Below are 21,607 nucleotides of genomic sequence, written 5' to 3'. Positions count from 1 at the left end.
CTCAGCGACCCGAGCGGATCACGAGCGCACCCGGATCTACGCGGGTGACGAGGTGCGTGGCATCGCCAAGATAATCGCCATCGACCTGCACGGGGAGCGCCTTCGACGTGCTCACGATCGCCTCGCGAGCCTGGAACGTACGGTGATTCGAGATTTTTGCGAGGGTTTTCGGTGCGCCGGGAAGCACGAGCTGGCCGAGGATCTGGGAAAAGCCCGCCGCGCCCTTCCAATCAAGCGCAAGAATCTCAAGGGAACCATTCGAGCGATCCGCGCCCGGCATGAGCGTGATCCCGCCGGGAAGGCGCCCCACGTTGCCGATCATGACCGTGCGGGCCTTGAGCGTCTTTGGCGACCGACCATCGAGTTCAATGTCGACGCTTTGCCCGCGGCCCACAATTTTCTTCGCGCCGGCGACCACGTAGGCGAGCCAGCCCACGGTCTTTTTGAGGCGTGAATCGGTATTTTCCATGATGACCGCATCGAAGCCGAAACCCGCGATGACGAGGAACGGTTCTTCCTTCGCTCTGTTCGCACCCTCGAGGCTCTCACCGTGCTGGAGGTAGCCGAGGTCCGCCGTGAGGGCCTCACCCGTGAGGGCAACCTTGACCGCGCCGCGCAGATTATCGATCGGAATGTCGAGGTTGCGCGCAAAAAGGTTACCGGTGCCCATCGGGATGATGCCGAGCGCCACGCCAGTATGGGCGAGCCCCGCGGCGACGAGGCGCACCGTGCCATCGCCACCGGCCGCGAGGACAACCGAGCAGCCGTCGGACACCGCCTGCTGAGCCTGACCAAAGCCCGCATCCTCCACGGTTGTTTCGTAGAACGACACCTGCGCATCCGGGTCCACACTGAAGACGTGGCTCACGACCCGGCCGCGAAATTCGGCGACATCCTTGAGCTTTGACGGGTTGACGACGACCCCAACGTGTAGTTTTTCCACCACTCCAGCATACGGGGGCGGCGTGGCACTGTACCCTGGAAAACATGATCGATCTGCGATTGCTCCGTGAGAACCCCGAACGCATGCGAGAGGCCCAGAAAGCGCGCCGCCGCGACCCCAAAACTGTTGACGCCGTGCTCGAAGCCGATCAGGCCTGGCGTGAGGCCACGCAGTCGTTTGAGTCGCTGCGTGCCGAACAGAAAACCTTCGGCAAGAAAGTCGCCCAGGCCAAGGGTGAGGAAAAGCAGGCCCTCGTCGCCGAAGCGAAAGAGCTCAGCCAGAAGGTTAAGGACCTCGAACAGCGCGCAGGCGAAGCTGAGGAGGCGCGCGAGAAGGCGCTGCGTGTGATCCCCAACATCGCGGAAGGCGCCCCAGAAGGGCTCGAAGAGGACTTTGAGGTCCGCGAGACCCACGGCGAGATCCCGAGCTTCGACTTCGAGGTGCGCGACCACCTCGACATCGCCGAGAAGCTCAAGGCGATCGACATGCAACGTGGCGCGAAGGTTTCCGGCTCGCGTTTCTACTTCCTCACCGGGGTGGGTGCGCAACTTGAGCTCGCGATCCTCAACGCCGCCCTCGACAAGGCGACGAGCGCGGGCTTCACGCCCGTCATCACCCCCACGCTCGTCCTGCCCGAAACCATGGACGGTACGGGCTTTCTCGGCGAGCACGCCGATGAGGTCTACCACCTCGATAAGGACGATGACCTCTACCTCGTCGGCACGAGCGAGGTCGCGCTCGCGGGCTATCACCGCGACGAGGTCCTCGATCTTGAGGGTGGCCCGATCCGCTACGCCGGCTGGAGCGCGTGCTACCGCCGCGAAGCGGGAAGCTATGGCAAGGACACGCGCGGCATCATCCGCGTGCACCAGTTCCACAAGGTCGAGATGTTCTCGTACTGCAAGCTCGAGGACTCCTACGAGGAACACGAGAGGCTCCTCGACATGGAGCGCGAGATGATGGACCTCATCGACGTGCCCTACCGCGTGATCGACACCGCCGCGGGCGACCTCGGCACATCCGCCGCCCGCAAGTTTGACTGCGAAGCGTGGGTGCCGAGCCAGAACACGTACCGCGAGCTCACGTCCACGTCGAACTGCACGCAGTTCCAGGCGCGCCGCCTCAATATTCGTGAGCGCGTCGATGGTGCGCTTCGCCCGGTGGCGACCCTCAACGGCACGCTCGGCACGACCCGCTTCATCGTCGCCCTTCTCGAGAACCACCAGCAGGCCGATGGCAGCGTCGTCGTTCCCGAAGGGCTGCGCCCCTACCTCGGCGGCCGCGAAGTCTTCGAGGTTCAATGAGCCCGGCGCGCAGCACCAGAGGATTCGACGAGGAACACTTGCGTTCCCTGCTCGAACCGCTTTCAGGGCATCGGGCCCTCGTTGGCCTCGACGTGGATGGCACGCTCGTGGACCACGCGGGTGTCATGGATCCGCGCGTGCGAAGCGCGCTTCATGCGGTTCGCGAGGCCGGCCACCACGTGGTGATTGCGACCGGGCGTTCGCTCAACACGACTCTCCCGATCGTGCGCTTGGCGGGCGTATCAGACGGTTGGTCGGTGAGCGCGAACGGTGCGGTCACTACGCGGATCACGGGGGCCTCCGACGCCGCCTACGAGATTGTTGAGACGGTGACGTTTGACCCCGAGCCTGCGCTACGCGCCATGTACCAAGCTGTGCCCACGGCCCGCTTCGCGATTGAACGGGTGAGCGGTGGTTTCATCGGGACCGAGAGCTTCGATGATCTTGACTTCGGTATTCAGGCGGCCCCAGCGAGCATTGAGGAGCTTTTCGAGGCGAAGGATGTTGTGCGTGTCGTGGTGACTGCGCCCGATATTCCCCTCGATGAATTTGCGCGCATCGTTGAGCGCGCGGGTGTGAGTGGTTGCGAGTATGCAGTGGGCTGGTCGAGCTGGCTCGACATGTCGGCCCCCGGGACGACGAAGGCGAGTGCGCTCGAATCGCTGCGGAAGCGCCTTGGAGTGGATCCCGAGCACACCGTGACCGTTGGTGATGGTTCGAACGATGTCGAAATGCTCGATTGGGCAGCCGTGGGCGTGGCCATGGGGCAGGCGAGCGATCGTGTGAAGTCGTATGCCGATGCGGAAACGCTCGATATTGATGAGCACGGCGCGGAGCTCGTGCTGCGCTGCCTCCTCACCGGCGGTCCCGACTCCCGCTTCCTCCCTTGAGGGTGGGGAAAAACGTCGAAAGGGCGTTGATGCGGGGGATGCCCGGTCTGTGTTCCTCACCCTGATCGAGAGAGGGTAGGATGTACGGGCGCCTCGCTTCTGGGGCGCAGGGAGAGTTGACAGAGCGGCCGAATGTGGCGGTCTTGAAAACCGCTGTGCAGCAACCCTGCACCAAGGGTTCAAATCCCTTACTCTCCGCAAGAAGGCGCACGCCTCATCGTGCGTTCCACCCCGTTTCCGGCGTGCTTAATGCGCGTTCGGTGCGGGGTTTTGCCTTTCTCACCGTGGCCGTACGTACGATCAAGAGACTCAGTTCTGACACGAAGGAGAACCCCCATGAACGTCAAACTTGCGCCCGGCGACAAGGCCCCCGATTTCGATCTTCCGCTCGCAGGCGGCGGTCGAATCACGCTCGCTGACCTTGCTGGCGAGCGCGCCCTTTTATGGTTCTACCCAGCAGCGGGAACTTCTCTGTGCACCCGTCAGGCACGCGACCTTCGCGATCATGCCGAAGAACTGACCGCGAATGGTGCGCGCATTCTCGGCATTTCCCCCGACCCGATTGAAAAGGTCGAGGAATTCGTGGAAAAAGAAAATCTTCCTTTTGCGATGGCGGCAGACGAGGATCATGCTGTCATGGAGGCATACGGCGCTTGGGGAGAAAAGAATATGTATGGCGTGAAAAAGATGGGCGTGATCCGTTCGAGCTTCGTGATCGACGCTCACGGCGTGCTTACTGCCGTGAAGTACCGCGTGGGGACGCCTACGCACGTGGACTTCGTGCGTGGTGCTCTCAACCCCGACGCGTAAATGTGACGACCTTCCCTAAACCTGAGAATGCCCGCAGTAGGTGGTGCTACGTTAGTCCGCGTTCCTTTGTGGGCCTGAAGGGCACTACGAAGGGCGAAACCCTTGGGCCGCTGGCCCTGACCAACACGAAAGGTTGACGATGTCTACTTTCATGCGTAAGAACCGTTCGGTATCCATCATCGCCGCCGCTGGCGTGCTCGCGTTCGGCCTTGCAGGCTGCGGCGCCTCCAACGAAGCAAAGAAGAATGATTCCGCTTCGAAGGAGACCACCACCGCTTCAGAAACCAAAGAGGACTCGACGTCGAGCGAGAGCTCAGCCTCGGCCTCGGAAGATGCCTCGGACTCCGGCAGCGGTGCTGTCACGGGAGACGACGTTGATTCGAACGTTCACGGCACGCCCGTGGAGCTTGACGAAACCCCCTTCACGGACGAAGACAAGCAGAAGGGCGCACAGGTTGTGGCCGACTTCTTCACCAGCTCGCTCGATAAGAAGTTCGAAGATGCCTGCGCCAACATGGTGGCGAGGAACGGCGACGCTTACGAGCGCATGGATACCCCTGAGATCCGCGAGCAGTGCTCTGCCCAGAACGAGCGAGTCCTCTCCAGCCAGGGCATCAACGAAGAGCAGGCTGAGCAAATGAAGCAGATGTTGACGCCCGAAAACATTGAGATCGAGCCGAATGGCGACGGTACCGCCAAGGCTACGTTCCAGGGCCAGGATCTTGGCATCTCGCTCCTGAAGGTGAAGGGCGAGGGCCCGCTCATCGACATGAGGAACCTGTCCTGATTGGCTCCACGGTTCGGGCCGCTCACCCGAGCTGATGTGAGAGAAGAATGATGCCTGGGTGGCTCGGTAGATCTTTCTATCGAGCCACCTTCGCTTTTTCACGGCGGCAGTGCGAGAGGTGCGGGGGCGTCGTCTTCGAGGAAAAGTTGCGCAGGCTGACAATATGGTGCGTTGTTCGAGGAATGTGCCAGGAACGCCCATTACGTTAGTTTTACGACACCACCCGGCGCGCCTCACGCCTCATTCATCTGAGAGGTTCCCATGACCACGACATTCCGTAGGACCCGATCGCTCTTTGCTGTCGCTGCCGCAGGACTCCTTATTTTTGGAGCAGCCGGCTGTGGCGCCATCAACGAAACGAAGAAGGCTGCCCCTTCCGAATCGCCGTCCACAGGCGCGGCTTCGTCGACGCCCACGCCCTCGGCAAGTGAATTTCCTGACCCGACCGAAGGCCCGACAACCCAGGGGGGCACAGACCCGAACCCTGCGTCGCCGAGCGACGGCGGTGGTGACGCCCCTGCGCCGGGCCCCGGTGGCTTGGGTAGCGGCGCCCTCCCCGCCGGTAGCGAGGTCGCGGAGCTCGACCCCACGCCTCTCACCGAACAGGAGAAGGAGCAGGGCAAGCAATTGATGTCCGACCTTCTCGTAAAGATCACGGTGAGCGGAGACTTCACGGTGTTTTGTGACACCGTGGTTTTCAAAAGCCCTGACGGAAAACGTTACCGCATGGACAGCCCGCCTGAAACGCGCGAGCAATGCGCCCAGCTCTACACGGGCCAGTTCCCCGGTGCTGGCGGCGCTGGTGGGGAAGGAGGCGCGGGCATTCCCGAGGAACAAGTGAAATCGGAGTTCGATCCCGCCAAATTTGAACTGAAGGATAACGGCGACGGCACCTACGCCCTGTCCATGAGCGGCCAACCCCTCGGCTTCAATGTCCTCAAGATCAAGGACGGCGGCGTGCGACTCGAACCCTCCCAAATGGATCTCACTGGCCAGCCGTAAACCCGAACTAGGTCCTAGGAGAATCGAGATGACAGCGACAAAATACCTTGCCCGAGCTCTCACGGTGACCCTTGCAGCAGGTGCGCTCGTCACGAGTGCCGCATCGTGCGGCGCGCTGAACGAGAGCGGAAAGGATAAGGAAGCGACTTCGTCCTCGTCCTCGTCGGCCGCAACGCCAAGCACGCCTGCCGAAAGCCTTTCAGCGACACCAGCCAGCCCCTCGGTGTCCAACGGAGGTGAGAGCCCGGGTGGGAATGACCTCGGAGCCGCTACTCCCGGTGCTCAGCAGCCGCCTGCGGCTCCGGGCGGGAACCAAACGCCGGCGGCACCCGGCGGGAACCAAACGCCGGCGGCACCCGGAGGGAACCAATCCCAACCGAGCCCCGGGGGTACCGGAGGTATCGACTCGTTCGAGGACATCCCCGAGAGTGCTAAGGCGAAATTGGATCCCACACCACTCACGCAGGAAGAGCTCAAGCGCGGACAACAATTGCCACAAGAATTCCTGTCAAAGGTCGTTTCGGGTGACAGTACAGGGGCCTGTGAACTCATGGTTATGGTGGCGGAAAACGGTGAGATTGTGCGCTTCGACGCCCCTGAGGTGAAAGATCTGTGCGCCGCGGATCTTCAACGCAGTGAGGCGGTCTCGTCTATGAGAAGCATGTCTCCTGAGCAGTTGAAGGAGGCGACCGACCCGAAGAAGTTCACGCTCCAGGACAACGGTGACGGTACCGCTACATACATGAGGGACGGCCAGATCAGCGGCACGAAACTCGTGCGGCTCGACGACGGCAACCTGCGTGTGATGACCGAAATCTCCTAACGCACGACTTCTATTTTTAACGTCGCCCCGGTGGCGCCGTACCACTCACCAAGCTTCTCGCCGAGCGTAGACAACCAACAAGGCGATATACATCCCCTCATGAAAGGTCGACGATGTCCGCTATCGTCCGCAAGCTCCGTTTACTCTCCTCGAGTGCCGCCGCTGGTGCGCTCATCCTTGGTCTTGCAGGCTGTGGCGATGCCAAGGAGCCGGGAGCGAGTGATCCAACCTCGGAAGCAACAACGTCTCCGGCCGAAACCGCCGCAGAGACGACGCCCACGCATAATGATGCCGCCTCCGACGGGGGTGTCTCAGGTCCCACCACACTCGAGCGGAGCGACTCAACAACCGAGCCTGACGAGGACGAGTCGCCTGGGGGCGGTGAGGGACATCCGGACGATGAACAGCCAACGGGGGATGAAGTTGGACCCCTCGAGAACCTCCCCGCGAGCGCGAAGGTCACGGTTGATCCCACGCCCCTCACCGAGGATGAGCTAAAACGCGGTCGCGACCTTCCCGCCGAGCTCGTGCATCGAGTCCTCGACGGCAAGTATGAAGAGGCTTGCGAGTTGCTCGTTGCGGAGGAAGGAGGCGAAATGGTGCGTCTTGATGCTCCAGAACTACAGAAGGCCTGCATACTGCCTCTCAAGGAAAGCGTGGAAGGGCCTCAAGGCGACAGAGAAAGTGCAGAGGAAGCGCTTGAGGAAGCCAGTCCAGAGCGTATGACTCTCCGCGACCGGCACGACGGAACAGCCGAATTCCTTGTGGATGGAAGTCCCATAGGTATGACGCTTGTGAGGCTCGACGACGGCAGCCTGCGCTTGGTTGCCAGGGGCTTGCTGTAACTCGCGTCGACTTTGCGCAATTCACGTGACCGGCCTATTGGCGGTGATGTTGAAGATTCGAAGTCCTCAAACCCCCCCACACCGCCACGGAGGCACATTCATGAATCTCATCCGCACACGACGCCCCCTTGCCGTTCTTTTCGCGGCGACTCTCACGGCAGCCAGTCTCGCCGGGTGCGGGGCCCTCACTTCCTCCAAAGATGAGGGCAACCCGTCGAATTCCGCAACTGCGTCAAGCGCGCAACCGTCGGACTCCGCGAGCCCCGCACCCACAACCGCGCCGGCGCCTGGTCCAACAACTTCGGCACCGGCGCCCGCGAACCCCGGCACGAGCGGTGGCCCGGCACCCCAGCCGGGGACTCCCACCACCGCTCCTCCTGCCCCGGAGCCGACCACAGCCCCTCCGAATCCCGCGCCCGCACCGGCGCCTGCCCCGGGGCCGCAGGATCCGAACGCGAGTGGGACACAAATACTCAAGCCCAGCCTCACTCCCTTCACTGAAGAGGAGAAACAGCAGGCAGTGAAGATCACCATCACGTATGCGCAAGCGCGCCTGGATTCGAACTGGGCCGTCGCGTGTGAACTCGCAGCTGCCGAGTCCAACGGCGGCTATTTCGTGCTCGAAAACCAGGTCGAGAAAAACGCGTGCGTGAGAGCTGCGAGTCAGAATATTGCCCCCGTGGAGCCGAACAAGGCACAAGCAATGCGTGAGGCGCTCAACGGCGCCGCTTTCACGGTCGAGGAACGTGGCGACGGTACAGCCGCCGTCAAGAGCGAAGAACTCGGCATGGGCTTCAACGTCGTCAAGCTTGAAGGCAAGGGTATTTACATCAAACCTTGAGGATGATGCCCGCGCAATGTGGGACGCACCGCGAAAGATTTGAGCCGCTCGAGGAAGTTCGGTAGGCTGACTCAGCGCCTAACGCGCAAGGAGACGTGGCAGAGTGGCCGAATGCGCTCCCCTGCTAAGGGAGTAGGCGGTGTAGAGCCGCCTCGGAGGTTCAAATCCTCTCGTCTCCGCATTCAGGCATCGCCCCCGTTCGTCCGTGTGCGAACGGGGGCGATGCTTTTTGATTGCACTGGTCAGCGGCGGCCGGAAGAATGTCGTAAGGGTCGGGAATTTTGGATGTGCTCTGCTGCCCCGATCCCCATTGCCGGAAACCTCGGAGGCCGCCGGAAGGTCACGTGCACTGGTGGCTTGCATGCTTTCAGGTCCTGTGGCCACCGGTCGTCTCACGCTCGAGAGCTGACTATGGTGTGGTGTCGGGATCGATTTGGGCTGGTAAACGTCGGAAGTTCCGAGCACTTTCGCCAAGTTAGACGAATCGGGTGCTGCTTAGACGGCCAGCAGGATCGAGATTTGAAACCCTTGAACTTTGGCCCGCCCAAGGCCTTGAAAATGCTCGGCAGTGAGTGCAAGCGGGTGAAGCCCCGAGGGTAGGGGTCGCTTCACCTTGCAGAGTGGGAGTGAGTGCTGGTGCTCGTGAGTGCGTAGTCGTTACCAGCGCTCACGGCGATTGAGGAGAACACCGCCGACAAGCGCCGCCACGCCGACAACACCGAAAACAATCCCGGTGGGAACCGAAGGCGGTGAGGCGAGGAGATTCAGGATCAGGAGCACGAGGCCCACTGCTGCGGTGATGAAAAGAAAGATGGAAAGGAACGTCTTGACGTTCTTGCTCACGGCGCTCTCCTCCTGACATGTGGGGCCTAGGGACACACTCCAATGCTCGTCAGCTCAGCTAGAACGTGCAAGCGCGTCGCACACTGTAGGCATGCGTAGTTTGCGCGGGGGGTCTGAAAGGAAAGTTACGCAAGAGGTACGTATTAAGACCCTGCGCTAGGTCACGGATGCGCAGAGAAAACTGTTGTTGAATTCCTCTCGTGGCTTCAAGATCGAAGGAGGCCATAAACGGAGGGACACCGATGACGCGCGATGACTTCGAGGACCAGCTTTCCGCGCATGAGCGTGAGAGCGCAATCTTCGTCAAAAATCTCAGGCGAACGTACGGCGATTTTGCCGCTGTGGACGGAATTGATCTGGATATTAAGCGCGGCGAGGTGTACTCGCTTCTTGGCCCCAACGGCGCGGGCAAGTCAACGACAATCGAAATTCTCTGCGGTGCGCGCAATCGCACCTCGGGCGATGTGAATGTGCTCGGATACGATCCAGGCAAGTTTGAGCGTGGTTTTCGCGCTCGCGTGGGCGTTGTTCCTCAAACGACCGCCGAATACCTTGACCTCACGGTGACGGAGGTCGTGAAGCACTTCGCTACGTTTTACCCGAACCCGTGGGAGCCCGCGAAGATCATTTCTGCCGTGGGGCTCGGCGAGAAGGCGAAAGCCATGTGCACCAACCTCTCCGGTGGGCAGAAGCACCGCCTCGATGTCGCGGTGGGTCTCGTGGGCAAGCCGGAGCTCGTGTTCCTCGATGAGCCAACAACGGGCCTGGACCCAGAAGCGCGTCGTGAAGCATGGGACTTGATTCGCACCGTGCAGCAGATGGGCACGACTGTCATTCTCACGACTCATTATCTTGACGAGGCGGAGGAGCTTTCGGATCGCGTGGGTGTCATCGCTCGGGGTCGAATCCTCGTAGAGGGCACGGTTCAAGAGCTCTCGCGGGTCGCGGGTTTCAGCCACAGGATCTCCACCACGAGCCCTGAATTGCGACTTCCGGATGCGACCGACCCGAATCTGGCGAAGGAGCTCGTGCGCGACGGTTCAGGGGTTTCGTGGGCTACGGACCACCCGACCGCGGTTTTGCGGGGCCTCCTCGAGCAGGCTGACCGCGCGGGATTTGACGAGATTCCCGGGCTTACGGTCGCGAGGCCGACGCTTGAGGATACCTACCTCGCGCTTCTTCACAAAGACGAGTCCGCGACCGAGAACAACACCGAGGAGAAGGCCGCATGAGTGCAGCACAATCCACAACCTCTACGCGCAAACTCCCTGGGCTCGGGCCCGCAAGCGCAGTTCGAACGAAGGCTGAAATGGCTTCGTTCTTCCGGAATAAGCAGTCGCTCGTCTTTACACTTGCGCTTCCTGTGCTTCTCATGCTCGTGTTCGGCATGATCTTCAAAGGTAAAATTGAAGGCACAAATGTCGACTTCAAGCAGGTATTCCTCGCGGGCATTATCGCCTCGGGTGTGATGGCGACGTCGTTTACGGGACTCGCGATCAATGTCGCCCTTGAGCGGGAAATGGGTCTGCTCCGCCGCATCGCCGCGTCGCCTATGCCGCGTTCGGCGTACTTTATCGGCAAGGTCGTGCGCGTCGTCGTGACCACAGTCGTGGAGGTCGCGATCCTCATGATCCTCGCAGTGGTGGTGTTCCACTTGCCACTTCCTAGTGATCTGATGCGATGGGGAGTGCTTGCGTGGGTGACGGCTCTCGGCGTCTCGTCGTGTTCGCTCGCGGGGATCGCCTACACGGCGCTCATCCCAAATGCTCGAAGCGCCTCCGCGATCGTGACGCCGCCTTTTATGGTGCTGCAGTTCATTTCGGGTGTGTTTTACCCGTTCAATCTCCTCCCGGAGCTCCTGCAGAAGATCGCGCTCGCCTTCCCGCTAGCGTGGCTATGCCGAGGCTACCGCTACGTCTTTCTGCCCGATGAGTTCAAGGTGACCGAGACGGGTGGCACATGGGATCTGCCAATGATTGCGATCATGCTTGGCGGGTGGACCATTCTTGGCATGGTTCTCACGTGCCTCGTGTTCCGCTGGCGCGGGCCGCGCGTGCGCTAATCAGGACACGAGTTGTAGTGATGCACGTGTCGCTGTGAACTGGGTAGGAAACTGTACGTTGAGCACGCCCGACTCCACAAGCTCCTTTAACTCCGCGCGCGAGCGGATGCCGAGCTTGCGGTAGACGTTACGGAGATGAGTATCGACGGTTCGCTTCGAAAGGTACAGGGCGCGTGCGGCTTTTTGGTTTGAAGCTCCGGCGATGACTTCCCGAACGACCCGCTCTTCAGCTGCTGTCAAAGCAGGGGCCTGATCTGTCGTGACGTCAGAGTCGGAGTGGACGAGCGAAGAGTCGAAGGCGTGCCCTGTGTGCGGCGCAAGGCCCACAACGCGGTTGAGGCGAAGCTGGCAACGGAAGTCATCGTCGGCGATGCAACGGTAGGCGCTCTTGGCGTTGTTCTCGAGGTAGTACTTGAGGAGCGGCTCTCGCCAGTTGCCGAAAACTAGGGGGCATAGCTGCGCCGAAGCCATAATCCGCCCTGCCTGGTACAACTCCTCGATTGCTTCTGCGTGGTCATCTGTGGCGAGGAGAAGCTTGCCGCGCCCGGAGGCATATGACGCGGTGAGGGCGGGGTGGGTTTTGCCGAGCTCCCACACAGGAGCGTCGCTTGCTTCGCGGGCACCGAGGATGGCGCTCCACGTGGCGAGTCGTGTCGCCCCAACACGGTGAAGGATTCCCGTGAGACGCTCGGTCGTCTCTTCCGAAAGGGCCTCGCCAATGAGTCGTCGGTGGCGCGCTCTGCGGAGAAGCGCGGTAAAGGCGCCGGCCGCGGTGCTATCGGGAACTGCCGAGCGAGCTTGCACGAGCCAACGTTCGGCCCCGGAACGGTTGCCGCGCGCACAGTTGACGAAAGCGAGGAGTTGGTACGCCGGGACGAGGCTCTCGCTCGCGGGCTGCGCGGAGAGATCGTTCTCGAGTCGTTCGAGGGTGTGGGTGGGGCAAACCCCATGGGCAGCGCTCAAAGCAGTCGCGGCGGCACGCACGAATAGCGGTGCGTCGGGTTTGAGGCTGCACGTGAATACCCGATGAACCATTGACCTGTAGTCGTCGTGAGAGATGCCAAGGTGTTCGGCGGGGCACAGGAGGGCCCACGCCTCCCAAACGGCGCCCTCTTTCGAGGTTTTGGCATTGGCGATGAGTGTCATGAGAGCCGGGCCGAGGGCATCGGGGGATTCAAAAACGTGGGCGAGGCCAAGGGCCGAGAGAGCTGACTCCCGTGATTCTTGGCAGTCGGCTCTGCGCGCGGCGTGTTTGATCACCGCGAGGGAAGCACCAATGTAGGTGCGCCCAAGAAGGCGCAGTGAACGAAGCTCATTCGGGGAAAGGGTGCGTGCAGCAGTGAGGCGCTCGGCTGTCAGGCCAGCGACCTTTGCTTTCTGGGGCGTCGGCGCCGACACTAAAAGATCATTCAGGTTAGCAGTGAGCGCCTCGACGCCATCGGCGATATCGAGAACAGCCTCTGGATCGCGCAGGGTAAGCCGTGTGCCCAGATCCCCAAGTGCGCGCTCGTATTCGGCGGCGTCTCCTTTGGAGAGGTGCTGCAGGAGGGTGTGTCGAACCACGGCCGTGCGGTCCGGATCAGGAGTGAGAAGCGCCAGATAGGCGAGGTGGTCGCACATGTCGGAAGCCTCTTGTCGGGCAATCCCGAGGGTATCGGCCACGTCCGTCGCCGCGGTCTCGATCGGGAAAAGGCATGCCAGCAGCGCGAAAAGGGCTGCCTTCGGGGCGCGAAGCTCGGGGCCGATCACCGAGTGCAGACCCTCGTGAACAGCCTTCGTGACGAAAACCGCCGGCGGTGTAGTACCCGGAAGAGTTCGCGTGGCAAGCTCTTCGCTGATGCGCTGGGCAACCGTCGGATTTCCGCAGCATGCTGCCGTTGCTAAGGCTAGTTGGGCTTGCGAGAGGTGCGCAGAGGCGAGCAGAATCTCGTGAATGGCATCGTCGCCACATGGCGGCACCGATGCGGTTGCGTGAAAGCGGCCGGGAATTCGTTCGGCAGCATCGTGCTCTGATTCGGTCCAGCGCAGCCCCCATACGATGCGGGCTCCCCGGCTGAGCCAGAGCTCTGCGGCCTCGTGCAGGGAGGCGAGGTGCTCACGCGTAGCGAGGTGGAGATCGTCCACGAGGATAAGGGAAGGATCGTGGGCGCTAACTGCCTCGAATGCCTCGGTGAGAGGTGTGTGCCGAGGCTCCTCTGAACATCCCGGGCCGAGGAGTCGGAGAGAGATGAGCTTGCCGCGAGCTTTCACGCGAAGGAGGGCCACACGCTCATTCGCCGAGAAGTTGTGCGCTATGGCCATGGTTTGGCTTGTGAGCCCGATGCCCGGTCGCGCAAGAAGGCGCATCTGTTCGCCCTCGTTCAAATCTAAAACGCGCTCGAGGATGTTTGGGGCGGGTTCGATGCGCTGTCGGCGAGTCATCGTGAAATCCTTTCCCCCGAGCGCCGCGTTGGCGGCGTGATGTAGAACACGGAGAAATATAGCACGGAGATCACAGCCACATGAGTGCCTGTGAAGGGAGCCTTCAACCCGTTGGAGGCTCTCCAGCGGAGACTGCGCACGGCGGAGTAGACTGGCCCCGGCTCATTCGGCGCTGATGGGGAACCGCGGGCGCCGCGCCGGTGTTTTCGGTTCGCCACGGGTGCCACCCGCTTCCAAACGAGAGGTTTCAGGTGCGCGAACAGCACGACGATAGCCTTCACAACGTACCCACATTGACAGCCGAATTCCCGGTCGTGGGTGATGACCCGCTCATTGACGCGCCGCTTCGCGCGACTGTGCGTAGGCTTTCCACACTCCTCGGTGAAACGCTCGCCGATCAGCACGGCCAAGAACTCCTCGACTTGGTTGAGGAGGTGCGCCAACTTGCGAAGCAATCGAAGCAGTCGAAATCGGCCGAGGACACGATGCGTGTGCAGCGCCGCCTCGCCGAGCTGCCGATCGAGCAGGCGACGGAGCTCACTCGAGCATTCACGCAGTACTTCTTGCTTGCAAACGCCGCGGAGCAAACCTACCGCGTGCGCGCCCTGCAGGGGCAGGAAGAAAATGATTCGTGGATTCCCCGCACGGTGAAGTCGATTGCGGAAGAAGCCGGAGTGGAGGAGCTTCAGCGCACGGTTGACGAGCTCGATGTGCGCCTCGTGTTCACGGCGCATCCCACGGAAGCCTCGCGCCGCGCGGTTCTTACGAAGCTTCGCCGCGTCTCGACCCTCCTTGAAACGGACACCGAGGAAGGAACGCGCGCCCGCAAAAAGCAGGATCGCGATCTTACGGAAACGATCGAGGCTCTCTGGCAGACTGACGAGCTGCGCCGCACGCAGCCGACCCCGCAGGACGAGGCGCGCAACGCGATCTTTTATTTGCGCTCCCTCTACCTCCACACTCTTCCCGAGGTGCTCGATGCCTTGCGCCACGAGCTTCGCGACTACGGTGCGGATCTTCCCGTGAGGAAGGTGCCGCTGCGCTTCGGCTCGTGGATCGGCGGCGACCGCGACGGCAACCCGTACGTGACCGCCGATGTCACGCGCGAAGTCCTCAAACTTCAGGCCGATGCCGCGATCGATATCGCCGAGGCATTCCTCGATTCGCTCACGCTTGAGCTGTCGATGAGCTCAACCCTCATCGGCGAAGACCAGGAGTTCAACGAGAGTCTCAAGAAGGATCAAGAGGCCCTCGCGTTTGTCCCTGAGAAACAGTTCGAGCTCTTCGCCCACGAGCCGTACCGGCTCAAACTGTTCTCGATGCGAGCGAAGCTCGCGGCAACGCGCAAGCGCATCCACAATGGCGAGGCGCACGAGCCCGGCGTCGACTATCTCACGGGTGCGGAGCTCCAGGACGACTTCGAAGAGCTGCGCGCATCACTTCGTACTCACCGCGGTGACCTCATGGCCGACGGTTCGGTAGCCCTCGCGCAGTCCGTTCTCGCTGGCAGCGGTCTCAACCTCGCCATCATGGACGTGCGTGAGCACGCCGAAAAACATCATGACCTGCTCGCGGAGATGTTCGACCGCGTGGGCGAACTCGAGAAGGCCTATGGGGAGCTCACCCGCGAGGAGCGCACGAAGGTGCTCTCCTCCGAACTTGCGTCGAAGCGACCACTCGCCAGCGCGCAGCTTCTCGGGGAGGAATCACCGCTCGATCCCTCGGTGCAGAACACGTTCAACGTGTTCCGCGAAATCCGCACGGCACAGCGTACGTACGGCCCCGATGTCATCCAGACCTATATCGTCTCGATGACCCGCGGCGCCGACGACATCCTTGCCGTGGCACTGCTCGCGCGCGAAGCCGGACTCGTGAACCTTGCAGGCGACGAACCCCGCGCAGACATCGGCTTTAGCCCTCTCCTCGAAACCGTCGAAGAGCTTCGCCACGCCGGCGAGATCCTCGACGAACTTCTCAGTGACCCGAGCTACCGCGAGATCGTGCGCCTTCGCGGCGATCGCCACGAGATTATGCTCGGCTATTCCGATTCGAACAAGGAATCGGGTGTCATTACGAGCCAGTGGGAGATCCACCAGGCACAGCGACGCCTTCGCGACGTTGCCGCCAAACACAACGTGACCCTGCGCCTGTTCCACGGTCGCGGGGGAAGCGTCGGACGCGGCGGTGGCCCCACGTATGACGCGATCCTGGCCCAGCCCTACGGTGTTCTCGAGGGTGAAATCAAGTTCACCGAACAGGGCGAGGTCATCTCCGATAAATACATGCTGCCCGTGCTGGCGCGCGAAAACCTCGACCTTTCGCTCGCGGCGGTCATGCAGGGCTCGGCCCTGCACCGAAAGCCCCGCACGAGCCCTGAAGATCTGGAGCGCTTCGGCACGGTGATGGAAAGTCTTTCCGACGCCTCCTTCGCGCGCTATCGCACCCTCATTGACGATCCTGACCTGCCTGAATATTTTGTGGCGTCCACGCCTGTGGAGCAGCTCGGTGATCTCAAGATTGGTTCACGCCCGTCGAAGAGGACGACGAGCGAAAAAGGCCTCGACGGTTTGCGCGCCATTCCGTGGGTATTCGGTTGGACGCAGTCCCGCCAGATCGTCCCCGGATGGTTCGGCGCGGGCTCAGGCCTCAAGGCCGCGCGTGAGGCCGGCTACGAGGACGACCTCAAGGAAATGTACGAGAACTGGCATTTCTTCCGCACGGTCATTTCGAACGTGGAGATGACGCTTGCGAAAACCGACATGGGCATCGCTTCGCACTATGTGCACTCGCTCGTGCCCACGCGCCTGTGGCATCTGTTCGAGACGATCCGCGAGGAGTACGAGCTCGCGGTTGCCGAAATCGAGCGCCTTACGGGTGTGCTCAACCTTCTCGACAACTCGCCCGTGCTCAAGAGGACCCTCGAGGTGCGTGACCGCTACCTCGACCCGATTAGCTACATGCAGGTCGCGATGCTGCAGCGTGTGCGCGATTCGCACGAAAGAGGCATCGAGATTACGGACGCGGAAAAGCGTGCTCTGCTGACGACGATCAACGGGGTTGCTGCTGGTATGAAGAACACCGGCTGATTCCCCGCAGCACGGTCAACGTGAAGGCCCGGCCCCTCGATGTGAGGGAGCCGGGCCTTCGCGATTGACGAGGGAGGGTGCCGTTACTTGGCGGCGACAGCGGCTGCGCGCTCGGCCTTGATGGCGTCCTTGCGGTAGGCCACCCAGAAGTAGCAGCCCACGCACAGGGCGCCACCGATGATGTTGCCGAGGGTCACGGGGAGGAGGTTGCCGAGGATGATCTTGTCCCAGCTGATCATGTCGAAGTCCGCGGCAGTGACGCCAGCGTTCGTGACGGCTTCACCAGCCCAGAAGGCATCCGCGCCGAAGGTCTTGATGAGCCAGCCCATGGGAAGCATGAACATGTTCGCGACCGAGTGCTCGAAGCCGGTGGACACGAAGATCACGAGCGGAACGACGATTGCGAGGCCCTTATCGAGGAACGAGCGGCCCGCGAAGGTCAGCCACACGGCCATGCACACGAGGAAGTTACAGAGAATACCGAGAACGAAAGCATTGCCCCAGTCGAGCGAGAGCTTGCCCTTCGTCACGTTGAGGATGATGAGACCCCACGCGCTCTTGTTCGTGGCAGGGGTGTTCGCAAGGAACACGAGGATCGCGATCGTCACCGAACCGATGAAGTTTGCGACGTAGGAAAGGCCCCAGTGGCGGAACAGCTGGCCGGCCGTGATGCGCTTCGACAGGAACGGCATGACGTTGAGGGTCGTGCCCGTGAAGAGATCCGAACCGGAGTTGATGACCATGATGAGGCCGGTCGCGAAGAGCGCACCACCGATCATCTTCGTGATGCCGAGCGGCCACTCGCCGGGAGCACCCTGCTGGGTGGTCACGAACATGATGAAGCCAAACGCAATGTAGGCGCCGCCGGTGAGGCCGAGCCAGAAAATCTTCCAGGCCGGCATCGTGGCCTTCGCGTACATGCCATCTTCGACAGCCTTCGCCATGGCCGGCGCAGGCGGGATATTAATCTTGTTTGCGAGGTCGTCCACGGGACGTCTCCTTTAGGGATAAGGGATTAAGGGACCTGTGGCGCAGTGTGCGCCGTGTCCCTAGCCTACGCCCTCGCCCGGTCACTAGTGGAAATCAGCGTCTATTTCCACTCGAGAATTGACCAGCGATTCTTCTTTGCTTCGGCGTAGAGTCCCAGGTCGGGCGAGATCGCCGTGGGGTGTCCGAGCACTGCGAGCCAGGCGGCGTCGGCATGCGAATCGCCATAGCCGTAAGAATGGGCGAGATCGAAGTTCCCGTTGTGCGCGTACTTCTTGAGCCAATTCGCGCGGGCTTCTCCCACGACCGGGGGAGTAGCAAGGTAGCCCGTGAGCACGCCGTTTTCTTCGTGCATGTGGGTCGCGACGACTTCGTCGAAGAGATCTGCGAGCGGCTCCACGAGAATGTCGAGGGCCCCCGTAATGAGGATTGTGCGGTGACCAGCAGCCCGGTGCTCCTCGAGGCGCTCGAGCGCCTGAGCCCTGATTTGGCCCCGCACCTTCTCGCCGAGCTCCCCCTCAAGGACTTCCTTGAGCTCTGCGACACCGAAGCCCTTGTAGCGTCGCATGACACTTCGAATGAACTCCGAGCGCGAGTGCTGCTCATTGCGCAGGTACTGGGGGAGCGCCCCCGCGAGCTTGACGACTTCCTTTGCGCCACCGGCGCTTGAACGCGTTTCCTTCACGATTGCGAGGTACTGCTGCACAATGTTCTGCGCGATCACCGTGCCGTCGAGGTCGAAGACTGCGAGAGTGTCGCTCGATGCCGTGAGCTCGCTTGGCTTGCGCTCAGCTTGCGCCTTGCGGGCGGCCTTCTGGCGTGAGTAGGCGTTGGTGAGCTCGGTGACGGCCGGCAGGTGGTGATCGCGGAAATAGGAGCGCCAGTCGAGATCCGTGATGTCGAAGTCGTACTTCTCGAGGAACTCCTTCGGGAGCGAGGCGCGAAGCGCGCGCGTGTTCGCATCGTCAAAGACCATTTCGGTCTTCGTGTACGCCTTGTAGAGTCCCATGAATTTCTTGAGGGTGTCGAGGCCCGCGGAGTTCTTGTGGAGCTTGCCAGCCCAGGCGCGCGTAGTGCGAGTGCCGGGGAGGCGTCCGACGGCAACCTCGGCTGCCTTGACCGCTTTATTTGTGGCCCAGAACTTCGCCTCTACCAAATCAACGGAGGGGAAGGTCCACAGGGGAACCGCGATCGGCTCACCCTTGTCGTCCGTCAGAGGATTCTCCACGAAGTAGTCGTGGACGATGCTCACCATTTCGTGGAGGGGGAGCGGGTTCGAGTTACCCGAGGCGACCTGGTAGTAGGCGTCGTCCCCAGTGCGCTCAACGTTCTGAGTTGCGAGGGCGAGGATCACGCCAACGATGTGGTCGACGGGGATGATGTCGAGAATCGAATCGGGCAGGCCCGGGAACTCCGAGAGCCGGCCCTTGCCGTAGGCCATGATGAGCGGGTCGGCGACCTTGTATCCGTCGATCCAGCCGGGGAACGGGTGGGCGACCGCGGACTCGATGATCGCGGGGCGCACGAAGCTCAAGCGGTGGCCCGAGTCGGCCCACATCTCCTCGCCGACGCGCTCGGCCATCGCCTTCGTGAACGTATAGATATCGGTCCAGCCGAGCGAATTCGCGCGCTGGAGCCCATAATCCTGGAGGCGCGAGCGCACCCACGCACGGCGGGCATCCTCGGCGACCGACGCGATCGCCTTCGGGCCCATCTTGCCGCTCTTGAGTTCCGCGAGACGCAGGTTCTTCCTGATTTGTTCGGGCGTGCGCGAGAGGGCGTCGACCTCGCGTGCCGCGGTGAACGCGGCGTCGTACTCCTCGCGCCAGTTCACATTGTGCTTAAGGCGCCCTTCGCGGCACAGGCCCTTCGCGAGGCCGCTCACGTACGAGGTCGACACGTGAATGACGTGCGGGTTCTGCCCACCCGGGAGGGTCTCGTTCGATTCGAGAAGCGCTTCGTACAGGTTCTTGGCGCCGCCCACGTTCGTCGCGAAGGCTTCGTTGATGGGTGGATCGAAGCTCACCGAGCTGGCCGAGTGCACGACCACATCGAACGTGCGCTCAAGCGGCGGAAGGTTCGTGAGGTCACCCTCGATCACGTCGGCGCGTTCCTCGAAGGCCGCACGAACCTCCTCTTCACTCGTGCGTTCCATCCACGACGAGAAAACGGGTTTCTTGAGAAGAGTCGCAAGGCGCTTCTTGCCCGAAAGTGTGCCCTTGGGGCGCACAACCGCCGTCACGCGAACCTCGGGGAAATGTTCGAGGAATGCCTGGAGAACAGCCTGGCCTAGAAAGCCCGTTGCCCCAGTAAGAAGAACTTCGCGATACTTGGTATTTGCGCTGGTAGAGGGCACAGACATGCGGATAAATCCTCGCGATCAAACACTGGTGAAAGTCATGGGGCGCGCTCGTGAGCGCGCGGCCCTAGTGTATCGTAGGGGCCATGCATAGGGCCCTCATCACCGGCGGCACCTCTGGTATCGGGGCCGCTTTCGCGCGCGAATTCGCCAAGCGGCGTGTCGACCTCGTGTTGGTCGCCCGCAATGCCGATCGTCTTTCGCGTTTCGCACAAGACCTCCGCACCCGCTACGACATCGATGTCGAAGAAATGGTGTGCGACCTCGAAGTGGAAGCTGAGCGGGACCGCGTCGCAGCGCGTCTTACGCAAGAAAGCATCGAACACCCCGCCGTTGACATCCTCGTCAACAACGCGGGCTTCAGTGTGCGCAGCGACATTCTCGGCGACGACCTCTCGCTTCATGACTCGGGGATCGAGGTCATGATCAAGGCCGTGCTTCACCTCTCGAATGCGGCCGGTCGCGCGATGGCTCGGCGCGGCACGGGGTGGATCATCAACGTGAACTCCGTTTCCGGGTATCTCCCACAGAACAATTATTCGGCGATCAAATCGTGGGGCAACACCTATACCGAAGCTCTCGCGGTTCGTCTCGCGGGAAGCGGCGTGCACGTGACCTCGCTCCAGCCGGGCTGGGTGCGCACCGAATTCCACGAGCGCGCCGGCATCTCCGGCTCGTCGATCCCGGATTTCCTGTGGCTTTCTCCCGAGCGCCTCGTCAAGGAATGCCTCGATGATGTCGCGCGCGGAAAGCTCATCTCCGTGCCCTCAAAGCGCTTCAAGGTGCTCGCTTTCCTCGCCCGCACCGCTCCCCGGAACATCATGCATTCGATTGCGGCATGGTTTACGAAGCGGCGCGATAAAGAAAAACCACTGTCGAAAGCCCCCAAGAAGGGAACCAAGTGAGCAAGTATCACGACCCTTCCCTCTATCGTTCGCCCTGGCGCGCCTACCTTCGCGCGCTGCTCGTGCGAATCGGCTTCAAGGGCGTCGTGAAAAGCGCCGTCACGCAAAAGATCATCGTCAACCCCGAAGTCAAAAAAGTCCGCGGCGCATTCCTGCTTGTGGCTAACCACTCGAGCCACCTCGATGCCCCGATGCTCGCCCAAGGCCTCCCCTTTGCGCAGGGGAAATATCTCTCTACGGGCGTTGCTCGCGAATACTTCTTTGACATTTGGTACCGCCGGATCTTCGTGCGAGCGCTCTTCAACGCCTTCCCCATCGACCGCGACGGCTCCCGCAAGCACTCGGGCATCACGCGAACACTGCTCACCGCGGGTGTCCCCGTGCTCGTTTTCCCCGAAGGCACGCGTTCAAAAACCGGGAAGATGGCCGAGTTCAAACCCGGCGCGGCTTCCCTTGCCATCACTGAAAACATCCCTGTCATTCCCGCCGCGCTCATCGGCGCACACGAAGCGATGCCGAAAGGTCGAAGCTGGCCCAAACCGGGCAAACCTCCCGTCGGTGTGGTGTTCGGCGCGCCCATGCGCGCGGAGGAGGGCGAAAGCGCCCTCAGTTTCAACGCGAGGATCCAGGCAGCCGTCGGAACCCTCAAGACCGAGAATTACCTAGCCATCATGGGAACCCAACCACCCGAGGAGTAAC

Annotated in this window: 18 protein-coding genes and 2 tRNA genes; 15 read left to right on the top strand and 5 right to left on the bottom strand. The window is 61.8% G+C overall.

What is annotated here, in order from left to right:
• Position 1: 1 nt before the first annotated feature.
• On the bottom strand, positions 2–943 hold the full coding sequence (locus NBW56_RS05215; protein WP_250258238.1) for a diacylglycerol/lipid kinase family protein: 942 nt from the start codon (positions 941–943) through the stop codon (positions 2–4).
• Between the two features lie 44 nt (positions 944–987).
• Between NBW56_RS05215 and serS the strand changes: the two genes are divergently transcribed.
• The 10 genes from serS (at position 988) to NBW56_RS05165 (ending at position 8,424) form a co-directional block, all read left to right on the top strand.
• Positions 988–2,247 carry a serine--tRNA ligase gene (gene serS / locus NBW56_RS05210; RefSeq protein WP_250258237.1) on the top strand — a complete coding sequence of 420 codons (1,260 nt, stop codon included), beginning with the start codon at positions 988–990 and terminating at the stop codon, positions 2,245–2,247.
• Positions 2,244–3,137, top strand: coding sequence for an HAD family hydrolase (locus NBW56_RS05205; RefSeq protein ID WP_250258236.1), 894 nt, complete (start codon positions 2,244–2,246; stop codon positions 3,135–3,137). The genes serS and NBW56_RS05205 overlap by 4 nt, the downstream gene beginning before the upstream one ends.
• A 110-nt stretch (positions 3,138–3,247) precedes the next feature.
• Positions 3,248–3,335, top strand: a tRNA-Ser gene (locus NBW56_RS05200).
• Between the two features lie 138 nt (positions 3,336–3,473).
• A complete protein-coding gene (locus tag NBW56_RS05195; RefSeq protein ID WP_150332589.1) occupies positions 3,474–3,947 on the top strand; it encodes a peroxiredoxin in 474 nt (157 codons plus the stop codon).
• 139 nt (positions 3,948–4,086) lie between these two features.
• A complete protein-coding gene (locus tag NBW56_RS05190; protein ID WP_250258235.1) occupies positions 4,087–4,734 on the top strand; it encodes a hypothetical protein in 648 nt (215 codons plus the stop codon).
• Positions 4,735–4,995: 261 nt separating this feature from the next.
• Positions 4,996–5,736: a hypothetical protein gene (locus NBW56_RS05185; RefSeq protein WP_250258234.1), complete on the top strand. Its 741-nt coding sequence runs from the start codon at positions 4,996–4,998 to the stop codon at positions 5,734–5,736.
• Positions 5,737–5,764: 28 nt separating this feature from the next.
• Complete coding sequence (locus NBW56_RS05180; protein WP_250258233.1) at positions 5,765–6,559, top strand: hypothetical protein; 795 nt, start codon at positions 5,765–5,767, stop codon at positions 6,557–6,559.
• 113 nt (positions 6,560–6,672) lie between these two features.
• Entirely contained in the window at positions 6,673–7,404 is a 732-nt protein-coding gene (locus tag NBW56_RS05175) for a hypothetical protein (RefSeq protein ID WP_250258232.1), read from the top strand.
• 520 nt (positions 7,405–7,924) lie between these two features.
• On the top strand, positions 7,925–8,245 hold the full coding sequence (locus NBW56_RS05170; protein WP_250258545.1) for a hypothetical protein: 321 nt from the start codon (positions 7,925–7,927) through the stop codon (positions 8,243–8,245).
• 89 nt (positions 8,246–8,334) lie between these two features.
• Positions 8,335–8,424, top strand: a tRNA-Ser gene (locus NBW56_RS05165).
• Positions 8,425–8,902: 478 nt separating this feature from the next.
• On the opposite strand, the gene NBW56_RS05160 is transcribed toward NBW56_RS05165, so the two are convergent.
• Entirely contained in the window at positions 8,903–9,088 is a 186-nt protein-coding gene (locus tag NBW56_RS05160) for a hypothetical protein (protein ID WP_250258231.1), read from the bottom strand.
• Positions 9,089–9,330: 242 nt separating this feature from the next.
• Between NBW56_RS05160 and NBW56_RS05155 the strand changes: the two genes are divergently transcribed.
• Positions 9,331–10,320 carry an ABC transporter ATP-binding protein gene (locus NBW56_RS05155; protein WP_250258230.1) on the top strand — a complete coding sequence of 330 codons (990 nt, stop codon included), beginning with the start codon at positions 9,331–9,333 and terminating at the stop codon, positions 10,318–10,320.
• Positions 10,317–11,150 carry an ABC transporter permease gene (locus NBW56_RS05150; RefSeq protein WP_250258229.1) on the top strand — a complete coding sequence of 278 codons (834 nt, stop codon included), beginning with the start codon at positions 10,317–10,319 and terminating at the stop codon, positions 11,148–11,150. Before NBW56_RS05155 ends, NBW56_RS05150 begins: the two co-directional genes overlap by 4 nt.
• On the opposite strand, the gene NBW56_RS05145 is transcribed toward NBW56_RS05150, so the two are convergent.
• Positions 11,151–13,571, bottom strand: a complete 2,421-nt coding sequence (locus NBW56_RS05145) for a helix-turn-helix domain-containing protein (protein ID WP_250258228.1) — start codon at positions 13,569–13,571, stop codon at positions 11,151–11,153. It lies immediately after the preceding gene.
• Between the two features lie 293 nt (positions 13,572–13,864).
• On the opposite strand from NBW56_RS05145, the gene ppc reads away from it, so the two are divergent.
• Positions 13,865–16,657, top strand: coding sequence for a phosphoenolpyruvate carboxylase (gene ppc, locus NBW56_RS05140; protein WP_250258227.1), 2,793 nt, complete (start codon positions 13,865–13,867; stop codon positions 16,655–16,657).
• A gap of 83 nt (positions 16,658–16,740) precedes the next feature.
• On the opposite strand, the gene NBW56_RS05135 is transcribed toward ppc, so the two are convergent.
• Together NBW56_RS05135 and NBW56_RS05130 are read right to left on the bottom strand one after the other, a co-directional pair.
• A complete protein-coding gene (locus NBW56_RS05135; protein ID WP_065248484.1) occupies positions 16,741–17,646 on the bottom strand; it encodes a formate/nitrite transporter family protein in 906 nt (301 codons plus the stop codon).
• Between the two features lie 101 nt (positions 17,647–17,747).
• Entirely contained in the window at positions 17,748–20,006 is a 2,259-nt protein-coding gene (locus NBW56_RS05130; protein WP_250258226.1) for an HAD-IB family hydrolase, read from the bottom strand.
• An 83-nt stretch (positions 20,007–20,089) separates the two neighbouring features.
• Between NBW56_RS05130 and NBW56_RS05125 the strand changes: the two genes are divergently transcribed.
• Complete coding sequence (locus tag NBW56_RS05125) at positions 20,090–20,908, top strand: SDR family NAD(P)-dependent oxidoreductase (protein WP_239379439.1); 819 nt, start codon at positions 20,090–20,092, stop codon at positions 20,906–20,908.
• Positions 20,905–21,606 (top strand): lysophospholipid acyltransferase family protein, encoded by a 702-nt coding sequence (locus NBW56_RS05120; protein ID WP_250258225.1) that lies wholly within the window; start codon positions 20,905–20,907, stop codon positions 21,604–21,606. Before NBW56_RS05125 ends, NBW56_RS05120 begins: the two co-directional genes overlap by 4 nt.
• The last annotated feature ends 1 nt before the right edge of the window (position 21,607 follow it).

The organism is Dermabacter sp. Marseille-Q3180, assembly GCF_940792985.1.
GTDB lineage: Bacteria > Actinomycetota > Actinomycetes > Actinomycetales > Dermabacteraceae > Dermabacter > Dermabacter vaginalis.
The sequence above is the reverse complement of the archived record's forward strand: the minus strand, read 5'-3'. Positions and strand labels throughout refer to the sequence as shown.